This window comes from Bartonella sp. AP258QHHD (assembly GCF_042196145.1).
Taxonomy (GTDB): domain Bacteria; phylum Pseudomonadota; class Alphaproteobacteria; order Rhizobiales; family Rhizobiaceae; genus Bartonella.
This window is the reverse complement of sequence record NZ_JBHIPR010000002.1, coordinates 81375-93535: the sequence shown is the minus strand read 5'-3', so window position 1 is coordinate 93535 and position 12161 is coordinate 81375. Positions and strand designations below refer to the sequence as shown.

Here is a 12161-nt window from a genome sequence, read left to right as displayed (position 1 = left end):
AAGAAACAATATCACACAGCCATCATTTTAAATTGAGAAACTTACACCACAACCACATGATGAAACAGCATTGGGATTGTGGATTTGAAAAGACTGCCCCATAAGATCATCAACAAAATCAATCTCAGCTCCTTCCATAAAAGGAAGTGATAGTAAATCAATAAACACAACTGCCCCGTCTTTTTTGAGAACGAGGTCATCTTCACACATTTCAGAAACCAAGTCATATTTATAAGAAAAACCAGAACACCCACCACCTTCAACAGAAATACGTAATGCTATTTTATCGGGTTCACGCAAAAGTATCTGTGCAATTTTTTTGGCAGCAATATCTGAAATTTTCACATTCATTTTATATATCCTTGCATTAAACCATCAAGAAAGAGTATCCTACACTCAAAGAGCAGTTTATTTCTCATAAACCACTCTCAATTTTAAGATGATAATAGACAGCTTGCAATGGATATAGGCAATATCAACTTCAATTACCAATCTCGAGCAGTATACAGTGCTCATCCACAAACAAGCCGTGGTCGATTATACCATGAAACGATGAGCACCACACGCTCACCTTTTCAACGAGATAGAGATCGTATTATCCATTCTAATGCATTTCGACGTCTTAAACATAAAACGCAAGTGTTTATTGCTGATGAAAGCGATCATTACCGTACTCGCCTAACCCATTCCATAGAGGTTTCTCAAATTGCAAGAACATTAGCCCGTGCCCTGTGTCTTGATGAAGACCTTGCCGAAGCCATTGCCCTTGTTCACGACTTTGGACACACACCCTTTGGCCATGCAGGAGAAGATGCTCTTAATGAAGCCATGGTACTTTATGGCGGCTTTGATCATAATGCACAAGCATTACGCATTGTAACAAAACTAGAACAGCGCTATGCAAATTTTGATGGACTTAACCTTACATGGGAAACCCTCGAAGGACTTGTAAAGCATAATGGTCCCCTTTTAGGTCCTCACGCAAAGAATAAGGAGGTTCCTATCGATATTTTACAATACAATGCAAAGCAAGACCTTGCACTCGATTGTTTTGCAGGGCTAGAAGCGCAATGTGCTGCTATTGCAGATGATATCGCATACAATGCGCATGATATTGATGATGGTCTACGTTCGCAATTTTTAACACTCGATCAATTTGAACATGTTCCACTAACAGCAGCAATATTAAAAGATATAACAGATGAGCATCCCCACCTCGACCAAGCGCGTCGCGGTTACACACTTGTACGAAGACAAATAACAACCATGGTTGAAGATGTTATCAAACAATCACAAGAAAATTTAGCACGCATCAAACCAACAAGCATAAACGATATTCACCAAGCAAAACAAACCATTGTCACCTTTTCACCGACAATGACCGTTTATGAAAAAGAACTAAAAAACTTTTTATTTAAAAATCTTTACTACCATGAACAAGTTCTTAGTCGTCGCAATGCAGCAAAATGCATTGTACAAAAATTATTCAATTGTTATTATGAAAATCCAAATACAATGCCTGAAAGTTGGCAGAGCAAAACAGTGCACTTAAAAAATCAAGAGTTAGCACGTTTGATTGCTGACTTTCTTTCAGGCATGACGGATCACTACGCTCTACGTGAATATCAGCGTTTATTTGACCATACAGATAATTTCGTTTAATGGCTTTTGGCATCATCATGGAAGCTAAATATGAATATCTTTAAAAACTTCGAAAAAAAAATTAAGAGATCAATTGAATTATCTGATATAAAAGGAAAAAATGGAGAAGATCTAGATTTATCAAAAATCACTGTTGATCCTCCGCGTGATTCCTCCCACGGTCATTTATCAACCAATGCTGCTATGGTGCTTGCAAAATCTATTGGAATCAATCCACGTGCACTTGCAGATAAAATCATAGAACTTCTTAAAAATGATTCCTCTATCGAAAATATAGATGTTGCCGGTCCTGGTTTTATAAACATAAAGCTTACAAAATTATTTTGGCAAGATGCTATAAAATCTATGCTTGAATTAGGCACTTCTTATGGTCGTATTCCAATGGGACAAGGAAAATGCGTCAATGTTGAATATGTCTCAGCAAATCCCACTGGACCAATGCATGTAGGACACTGCCGCGGAGCAGTTGTTGGGGATGTTCTCTCCAATTTGCTACAATTTACAGGCTATAACATTACAAAAGAGTATTATATCAATGATGCGGGTCAACAAATCGAAGTCCTCGCCCATTCGGTACTATTGCGCTATCGTGAAGCTCTTGGGCAAGAAATTAATGAAATTCCAGAAGGACTCTATCCTGGAGAATACTTGATACCATTGGGTCAATCGCTTGCTCAAGAGTTTGGTGACCAACTCCTCACGATGGATAAAGATGAAGCCTTATCTCTTGTGAAAGAACGTGCAATTCATGCAATGATGTCCATGATTCGCGAAGATTTGGCTGCTCTTAATATTTATCATGATATCTTTTTCTCTGAGCGAATGCTTTATGCAGATAATGCACGCGCCATTCGTAACACCATCAACGACCTCACTTTAAATGGTTATATCTACAAAGGAAAACTCCCCCCTCCCAAAGGACAAAATACAGAAGACTGGGAACCAAGCGAACAAACTTTGTTCCGTTCAACAAATGTCGGTGATGACCAAGACCGTGTTTTAGTCAAATCTGACGGTTCTTACACTTATTTTGCTGCTGATGTTGCTTATTTTCGGGATAAATTTAATCGTCATTTTGATGAAATGATTTATATTCTAGGCGCAGACCATGCGGGCTATGTAAAGCGGCTAGAGGCAATGGCAAAAGCAATTTCTGGGGATAAAGCTAAATTAAGTGTCTTCTTGTGTCAATTGGTAAAACTTTTTCGCAACGGTCATCCTGTACGCATGTCAAAAAGAGCAGGATCTTTTGTCACTCTACGGGATGTTGTCGAAGAGGTTGGGCGTGATCCTGTGCGTTTTATGATGCTATACCGTAAGTGTGAAGCACCTCTTGATTTTGATTTTGCAAAAGTAACAGAACAATCAAAAGATAACCCCATCTTTTACGTACAATATGCAAGTGCACGTTGTCACTCAGTCTTTCGTCAAGCACAAGAAGCGCTTCATATTAAAAGCTTTTCAAATAATACATTGATTGCCCATCTTCATCGATTAACAGATGACCATGAAATATTGTTAATACGCAAACTTTCTGAATATCCACGTATCATTGAACAGGCCGTAATTCATAAAGAACCGCATCGATTAGCGTTTTACCTTTATGACCTTGCCTCCAGCTTTCACACCCATTGGAATAAAGGGAGTGAAAATCTCAATTTACGCTTTATTCAACCTGATGATAAAGAGTTATCCTTTGCAAGATTAGGATTGATACAAGCTGTTATCAATATTTTATCATCAGGGCTTACCATCATAGGAGTCGAAGCACCCATAGAAATGCGTTGAAAAAGTTCTATAAATACATACAATAGGTACTCTATTGATAAACTTTTTCATGTATCCTTGCATGAGAGGGGGAAAATTTATAATTTTAATATAACAAATCAAAATCAACCATTGATTGCACGTAAGTGCAAACCATCATGTGAGAAAAGCTATGAGCGATAACGATCGCAAAAATCTACACGAAACAAAACACGATCATGAACACCATGATCCTTTAGAAAGGCTTACGCGCATTTTTAATCCGCACAAACAAAGCGGAAACCAAAATGAGCAATCGTCTTTAAAAACAGAACGATCAACATCTCACCCCGAAACATCATCCCATGATGATGATTTTGATTTCTCCTTTCTAGAAGAGGAACTTGAAAAAAATTTAGCACATGACTTACCGTTTGATGATCAAAAAAACAATGGGACTTGCATGCAACCAGCAACGCAACAGCCTCAGATATTGCACAATCTTCTTCTTTCAACCATTCAAAACAAAATAATTTATCTGAAGAGAAATATTCTTCACCTAGCAGTCATGATGAAGAACAAATTTTAGATGAGCTTTCTCCATTACCAATCCCAAAGAATCAATCACATCAACAGAAAAAAACAGCAACCAATGCTGATCCTTTTCTTGAAAAAAGTAATCTTATGTCACAATCAGAATCAGAAAATTTCTTTTTTGATAAATCTGAAAGGCACGAAAATAAGAGAGAGACGCCAGAAGATGTTGAACAAACCAATCGTTTTTCACAAATAAATTCACAACAACCTGAGACTACGAATATACAAAAAACTTATGAGGACAATCAAAACCTCTATGACACTCCTATAAACCATCCCTATAAAATTTCAGCTGATCAAGAAAATTGGATTAAAAAAGATTATCCTGATGTCTCCTCTTCTACAGAGGAAAATGAGTTTTTCTCATCTTCTAATCTTGTGTCAGAAAGACAAAACACTGCAAGAAATCAAACAACAAGTACCTTCTCCTCACCTTTAGATTCTCCACCAGTTGATAGACAATCTTATTTAAAGGGAGCTTCACAAGAAGATCATACAACCAATTATCCCCATTTTTTTGCAGCTCCCCCCTCACAACAAGAAACTTATGGCGAAAAAGTTCCGATATATGATGAGGCTCGAGCCCAATACATCAATAACGCCGAAGGTGCCTCTAACCCAAATAGAGAAATTTCATATAATGAAAATAATTTAGATGAGTTTCTTTCCTCATCCCCCTCTTTAAATACAAAACAAACGGATGGCTTTTTTGCCCATAACTATACGCACAGAGATACTCCCCCTCCCAATGTTGATACTTATAAATTTTCAGAGGAAATCGTAGAAAAAACTGGTCCTATTATGGTTCCAGAAGTCCCGTATGAAGCGCCAGAATATGATGTGCCAACTAATGGTGGTTTAGAAGAAGAATTTGCTGATGTACTCAATGTAGGGAATGTCCCAACGGATAATTTTTCTCAACAAAAACAGAAAAACGAGGTTTTTAGTGAAGTTTTTCATCAGTCTATGCAAAATTCAAAAGAAGGTGTTTATATAAACTCTAAAGAACAAAATTCCGACTATTTTTCTTCTGCCAATATGGAATATAATTTTCCCTCTTTTAGCGAGAATTCATCATACACAAACTCAGATGAGGTTCCCACACCTCCATCAGCTCCTCCTCCCTTAAAAAGTTTTATTTTTGGTAAAACTTTCATTAAAGGTTTTTTTATACTTATTTTAATAGGACTTGGGTTTGCTGGTTATTCTCATTTTTTTATGCCATCACAAAAAAATGAAGAAACGGTCATTATCCACGCTGATAATACGCCTTTTAAATTCAAACCAGAAACAACTGAAACGAAAAATGATGTTGCACATAATTTAGATATTTATAAACAAACAACTGAACAAAATGAGAAACAAGAAAATACACAACAATTTCTTATTGATAACTCTGAACAACCTGAAAATTTAAAAGAATTAAACCCTGAAGAATCTTCAAGCGTTTCCTCATCGTCTTTAAATGAATCTGATGTTGAAGATGCAGTCACAGAAGCCATAAATCATACTATTCCAATGCGAGAAGTACAAACTGTTATTGTCAATCAAGATGGTACAGTTACACTAGCCCCCGCGCATCAAACAAACAGCAAAACTGCTGCTCAATCTGAAGAAAGCATTGATCAAACTTCTAATGAACTTCAAGATTCGTCCCTTGTTTCGTCGCATGATTCTGATATAAACGACCAAGAAAGAGATCATGATCTCAAAAATAATATTGATAAAATAATCGCAGAAAATAATTCTAGCTCAAATATTGAAGAAAAATTTATCCCTATCCCTTCCCATGCAGAAAGAAATACACAAGTTGAAACACCAGCCGCGTCTCGCCCCATATCACCAAACAGAGTCGCAGCACAAAATTCAGAAAGTTATTACGTACAACTTGCATCTCAACCAACGTATGAGCTCGCTAGAAATTCTTTAAAAAATATGAAATCTAAATTTGGATTCCTTATCGGTGCCCGTTCTTTAAATATTCAATCCGCTTTTATACCAGGAAAAGGTACTTATTACCGTGTTCGGATTCAAGCGCAAGACCGTAATGAAGCCATAATCCTTTGTGAATCCATTAAAAGTTCTGGTGGAAGCTGCTTCATCACACGCTAAACCAATAATGCAACGGTTTTAACAACCGTTGCATTATTTATTTCCATACCATTTAATTACTTATCAAAAACTTCAGAAATTAAAATCATTCCTCTCTTTTTTATGTCTTTGTGCTGACTTTATTCCTTAATCTACGTCGATTTTCGCCCTATCTAAAAGATTATATTTACGAAAAAATTACTCCGTACCCTTATAGGTATAAGGTACAGGAGGAAGCGAATTTAAATCTTTTTTGGGCGTTGTTACACTTTGGCTTGTTTCTGGGGTATTATAACGCGAACTATGTTCAGGAGATTTTGCAAAAAAAGATCCTAAAAAACCAAAAATAAACCAGATAATAACCATCGCAAGAAGAATAGCAAAAATACCCTTAGCGATTGAAACAGGTTGTTCATGACCTCTTCTTTCTGCGGACATACGTTCTTCATATGTGTGATAATTTTTATCAATCATAGTGGATTCCTTTTCTCAATTCCCTTACCTTTAAATTTCTAGAAAATATGCATATATGCAATTATTCAGATACTTATTGTGAGAAAACGATAATTATAAACAAAAGTTCCAGTTTACTTCATAAAGTTGAGAAAAAGAAGCGAGGATAGAATTAAAATATCTACCCTACTCTAGCCTTTGAATTCTATAATAAACCCCTTTGTATTCTATAATAAAACATTGACACAAAGGTTTTGTTAATAATAGAGTTATAATCAAAATATTTCATTATTTTTATTAATAAAAATGAAACATACTCAAAAGGTTTTTTATGAAATCTCCCATATCATCGCTTCCCTTTAAAATAGAAAAACACCCATCTCCTCTGTCAGAAGAAAAATATGAAGAAATTTTAAAAAGTCCCGGTTTTGGTCAATTTTTTACAGACCACATGTGTACTATTCAATGGACTGAAGACAAAGGCTGGCACAATGCCGTCATTTCTCAATACAAAGCTTTAGAAATTAACCCTGCAAGTACCGTTTTACATTACGGACAGGAAATTTTTGAGGGTTTAAAAGCATATCGTGCAAAAGATGGACGCATCTTGCTCTTCCGTCCTGATGCCAATGCACAACGCTTTATAGAATCAGCACAACGTTTAGCTATGCCAGAATTGCCAAAAGATATTTTTCTGGATGCCGTTCATCAATTAGTAAAGATTGATCAAAAATGGGTTTCTGATCAGCCCAACGCTAGCCTCTATATCCGTCCATTTATGTTTGGCAATGAAAACTTTTTGGGAGTCCGCCCTTCTCAAGAATATCTTTTTTGTGTCATAGCCTCTCCAGTTGAATCCTATTTCAAAGGAGAAGAAAAATCTGTCAGCGTCTGGATTGAAACAGATTATAGTCGTGCCGGTCCAAGAGGAACAGGGGCTGCCAAATGTGGTGGAAACTATGCAGCAAGCTTACTGGCACAAAAAACTGCAACTGAAAATAATTGTAGCCAAGTACTCTTCCTTGATATGATTGAACATAAATGGATTGAAGAACTTGGTGGTATGAATGTCTGCTTTATTATGGACAATAATACACTTGTAACCCCCCCACTTAATGGAACTATCCTTCCAGGGATAACCCGTGATTCAATCTTAAGGTTAGCTCAACAAATGGGATTAAAAATAGAAGAGCGTCCTTATTCTTTTACAGCGCTTCAAGAAGATGCAAAGAGTGGACACCTTAAAGAAGCCTTTGCTTGTGGTACAGCTGCCGTTATCACATCAATTGGTCGTTTTAGATATAAAGGGGGAGAATTTATTATTGGAAATGAAACAGTTGGAGAAGTTACAAAGCAGCTTCGTACACAATTGGTTGGCATTCAAAAAGGGAACATAGAAGATAAAAATGGCTGGGTACATTCTGTCCAGATCTCATAATATTTAAGGTATTCTCATATCTATAAACGCTTCCATGAAAGTAGATTCATGGAAGCGTTTTTCCTAGAAAAACTCTCTCTATTTTTAGTGACAAAAAAGAAAGCATTAATCAAATTTCGAATGATTTCTATGCTTTGCTTTAATATTACGGACTGTACCCGTATGGGAGCGCATTACGAGAGTTTCCGTTTGAATGTAACGAGATGTAAATTTAACACCAGAAAGCATATTGCCATCTGTCACCCCTGTTGCTGAAAACAAAACATCACCCTTTGCCATTTCTTCCATTGTATAAACCTTATTGGGATCACTAATCCCCATTTTAGCTGCACGAGCAATTTTCTCTTCTGTATCAAGCAGCAAACGACCTTGCATCTGTCCTCCAATGCAGCGCAAAGCAGCAGAAGCTAAGACACCTTCAGGTGCTCCACCAATCCCCATATAGATATCAATACCTGTTTCTTCTGGATCAGTTGTATCAATAACAGCAGCCACATCTCCATCCCCAATCAAGCGAATCGACGCCCCTGTCGCTCGTACTTCATTAACCAATTTTTCATGACGAGGTCTATCCATAATACAAACAACAATCTGATTAACAGTCACTCCTTTAGCCTTCGCAAGAGCATGTATATTATCGGTAGGACAAGCATCTATATCGACTACTCCCTTTGGATAACCAGGACCAATAGCAATTTTGTTCATATAAACATCAGGGGCATAAAGGAGATTACCCTTTTCAGCAATTGCAACTACTGCCAAAGAATTGGCAATATTTTTAGCACAAAGTGTTGTACCCTCTAGTGGATCAAGTGCAATATCGATCGCCAATCCACTTTGAAGACCTACTTTTTCTCCAATATAAAGCATAGGCGCTTCATCCCGCTCACCTTCACCAATCACCACTGTACCATCAATAGGCAATCGATTAAGTTCCTGCCGCATTGCATCTACAGCAGCTTGATCCGCTGCCTTTTCATCGCCACGTCCGCGCCAGCGTGCAGCAGCAACAGCAGCACGTTCAGTAACACGTACCAATTCAAGCGTCAAAATACGATCAAGTCCATTTAAAATCTTCTGAGTTGTGGGCATATGAAAAAATCCTACCGAATGAATACCAGAAAAAATATGAGTCCTTATTAAATACTAAGAATAAAGTTTTTTGGCAAAGATGAAAATTTTCCACAAGAGATAAAAGAACTCAAGCGTGCTTTTTTTATTATCAAGAAAGTTATCAATTCTTTGCCATAGGTTCAATACGAATAAATTGAGATTTTGCAACAAGATGTCCATCTTTTTCAATTTCTGCAAGTGCCTGTCGTACATTCACCTCTGTTGTTTCGTGCGTAATTAAAATAATTGTTTTTTCAATTTGATCTTCTACAAAAGATCTTTGAACAATCGACTCCAATGAGATGTGATTATCAGCCATATGCCTTGCGACCTCGGCAAAAACACCAGTACGATCATGAACATTTAAACGAATAAAATAACCACCTGCATGATGCGAAATACGTGCTTTTTTATGAGGAGCAAGTTCTAATGCTGGACGTCTTAAAACAGGTGCATACTGAAAACCAGAACGTGCTTTTGCTATATCAGCCAAATCACCAATAACGGCTGATGCTGTTGCCTTTCCTCCGGCGCCAGGACCAGAAAACAGTAATTCACCTAATAAATCACTTTGAATAGAAAGAGCATTGGTTACACCATTTATCTGTGCAATCATTGAGGATGTTGGTACCATTGTTGGATGAACGCGTTGCTCTATTCCAGAATCCGTTTTTAATGCAACCCCTAAAAGCTTAATCCGATACCCCAATTCATCAGCTGCTCGAATATCAATTTGCGAAATATTATGAATTCCTTCAACATAAACATCATCTAACGAAACAGCAGTTCCAAATGCCAAGCTTGTCAACAAAGCTAATTTATGAGCAGTATCATTTCCCTCAATATCAAAACTTGGATCTGCTTCAGCATACCCAAGTCTCTGTGCATCTGCTAAACAATCTTTAAATGAAAGACCTTCCGTAAACATACGTGTTAATATATAATTACAGGTTCCATTGAGAATACCATAAATTCGCGATATGCGATTACTAACAAGTGATTCTCTCATCGCTTTGATAACAGGAATCCCCCCTGCAACAGCTGCTTCAAAATGAAGAAAAACACCTTTTTTTTCTGCAATTATAGCCAGCTCTACTCCATGTCGAGCAAGAAGAGCTTTATTGGCTGTTACAACATGATGTCCCGCCTCAAGCGCTCTCTTAACAGCGGTATACACCACATCCAATTCACCACCAATTAACTCTACAAAAACATCAATCTCATCAGAAGCAGCCAACTCCACAGGTGAATCAAACCATTTTATACCACTAAGATCAATTCCACGATTGCGACCTTTATCACGCGCACTAACAGCAACAACTTTGATGAATCGCCCACATTGACAAGCTAAACTATTCGCTTTTTCACATAGAGTTCGAACAACTGAAGTACCAACTGTACCAAGTCCCGCAACACCAACCTTTAAAGCTTCTGCCATTATTAACCACTGATCCCTATCTTCATTGAAAAATCGTTTAAATGATGTGCCAATCAACACAAAAAGTACTTATGTTCATAAGAACAAAAGAAATACCCTGCTCTATTTATTTCATTTTCTCTAATAGAATTATCCCCGCTTGTTCAATCAACATTCCTAAAAATATAATATTTATTGTCTTCAAAGATTTCAGAATCTTTATAAAATATCTAATTCAGAATGAAAATCTGTAAAACAGATAAATGCAAGTTTCCATAAAAAAAGTTCTAAAAAATAATCAATAACAAGTTAAAGAATATTGAAGACTTGGTAAGAAAGAATAAAAACATCTCTTCTAAATCAACAAGTATGGAACAAAAAACATTCTTTCATATGATAACTTAGGGAATGGATAAAATGAAAGTAGATCAGTAAATGATAACACATTCCTTCCTACCATTCCATAGCTTTAACTATAAATCTTTAATGCAAAAATCTTAACGCACTCATATATCAAAATAGAACCTTACATTAAAGTAAAAAACAAGACTTAATATGCGCACACCCTAATTCTGAAATATTATAAATATGGAGAATAAATTTGCAAAATTCGAATATTTTATCTCAACTTATTGCACCTCTTTAAAAAACTAGCGAATTGAAATGAGAAAAAACTCAATCTACCCTTTATCCACACTAATTCATTTTCAAATCAAGAACCTTCTCAATATGTAAAAGAGCAAATGAATGGTTTTTAATTTTAAAAATTTTACAGACATGTAAAAGTAAATATAAAAAAATATTTTCTTCATATATTCTATAAAAATTGATTTAATATTTTCATTTTTAGCATACAGATATCTATTTATATTTTGTTAAACTGCAAATAATCTATGGATTGTTCATAGAAAAACTTTTGTATTATTTGTTAATTTGGTAATAAATATTTTCTTTCTACTTCATAAATTATACAGTTTTTGCTTTATGATAAACTCAAATGAGAAATCTTCTGTATAAAGGCTCTTTCAAGCAAGTTAAATAATATTCTCATGTGGTGAGCAAAGATAACAAGCGATAAAATATGCAAAAAATAAATACATTAAAAATGCTGTTTTTGATCATTTTTGCCTACTCCTCAAAACTGAAAATATCATTCCCTGAGATGATACCCACATCAAAATTTTCTATCAATCATGATAACTTTATATTTTTTCTACAAAAAATCTTAGAAAATAAAATGATCTAAACAGGAATCGCTCAAAAATTATTCAATAAAACACACTTTTTTCAAAAAAAATGACACAGAGGGCTTGCGAAGTAAAAAGATCCTCTCTATAAGCCTCATCATTGGTTTGCGCCCATCGTCTAGCGGTTAGGACATCGCCCTTTCACGGCGGAAACAGGGGTTCGATTCCCCTTGGGCGTACCATGTTTCTTTTTTCTATGTGTAATATATTCATTTTATTTGTGTTTTTAAAAATGAGGGATGCATAAATAAAAATGAGGGAATAAGATTTTAAAAGGAATATCTTCGTAAAAAGGATACAAGAATCATTAGGTGATTAATTTCTTTGTTGCATTTCGAGGATAGTGCTTTACTGCGCATAGTTAATAACAATAAGAATCGATAAAACATAAGAATTA

The 12161-nt window shown here is 35.9% G+C and carries 7 protein-coding genes, 1 tRNA gene and 1 pseudogene; 5 read left to right on the top strand and 4 right to left on the bottom strand.

Going from position 1 to position 12161, the window contains the following annotated elements; translation table 11 throughout:
• Window positions 1-27 precede the first annotated feature (27 nt).
• The gene (locus ACFIMM_RS00435; RefSeq protein ID WP_375671866.1) at window positions 28-351 is read right to left on the bottom strand and encodes a HesB/IscA family protein; all 324 of its coding nucleotides are present in this window, start codon (window positions 349-351) and stop codon (window positions 28-30) included.
• A 108-nt stretch (window positions 352-459) separates the two neighbouring features.
• On the opposite strand from ACFIMM_RS00435, the gene ACFIMM_RS00430 reads away from it, so the two are divergent.
• The 3 genes and pseudogenes from ACFIMM_RS00430 (at window position 460) to ACFIMM_RS00420 (ending at window position 6117) form a co-directional block, all read left to right on the top strand.
• Window positions 460-1662 (top strand): deoxyguanosinetriphosphate triphosphohydrolase, encoded by a 1203-nt coding sequence (locus ACFIMM_RS00430; RefSeq protein ID WP_375638219.1) that lies wholly within the window; start codon window positions 460-462, stop codon window positions 1660-1662.
• A gap of 30 nt (window positions 1663-1692) precedes the next feature.
• Entirely contained in the window at window positions 1693-3450 is a 1758-nt protein-coding gene (gene argS, locus ACFIMM_RS00425; protein ID WP_375627798.1) for an arginine--tRNA ligase, read from the top strand.
• A gap of 151 nt (window positions 3451-3601) precedes the next feature.
• Window positions 3602-6117, top strand: a pseudogene (locus ACFIMM_RS00420) (SPOR domain-containing protein).
• 177 nt (window positions 6118-6294) lie between these two features.
• Here the strand turns inward: ACFIMM_RS00420 and ACFIMM_RS00415 are convergent.
• On the bottom strand, window positions 6295-6570 hold the full coding sequence (locus ACFIMM_RS00415) for a hypothetical protein (protein ID WP_375682503.1): 276 nt from the start codon (window positions 6568-6570) through the stop codon (window positions 6295-6297).
• Between the two features lie 310 nt (window positions 6571-6880).
• Here ACFIMM_RS00415 and ACFIMM_RS00410 point away from each other — a divergent pair, with 310 nt between their 5' ends.
• Window positions 6881-7987: a branched-chain amino acid aminotransferase gene (locus ACFIMM_RS00410; protein ID WP_375627801.1), complete on the top strand. Its 1107-nt coding sequence runs from the start codon at window positions 6881-6883 to the stop codon at window positions 7985-7987.
• A 105-nt stretch (window positions 7988-8092) separates the two neighbouring features.
• Here ACFIMM_RS00410 and glpX read toward each other — a convergent pair whose 3' ends face one another.
• Together glpX and ACFIMM_RS00400 are read right to left on the bottom strand one after the other, a co-directional pair.
• On the bottom strand, window positions 8093-9079 hold the full coding sequence (gene glpX, locus ACFIMM_RS00405) for a class II fructose-bisphosphatase (protein WP_375617770.1): 987 nt from the start codon (window positions 9077-9079) through the stop codon (window positions 8093-8095).
• 142 nt (window positions 9080-9221) lie between these two features.
• Entirely contained in the window at window positions 9222-10538 is a 1317-nt protein-coding gene (locus tag ACFIMM_RS00400) for a homoserine dehydrogenase (RefSeq protein ID WP_375627802.1), read from the bottom strand.
• Between the two features lie 1333 nt (window positions 10539-11871).
• Here ACFIMM_RS00400 and ACFIMM_RS00395 point away from each other — a divergent pair.
• Window positions 11872-11946 (top strand) — tRNA-Glu (locus ACFIMM_RS00395).
• The last annotated feature ends 215 nt before the right edge of the window (window positions 11947-12161 follow it).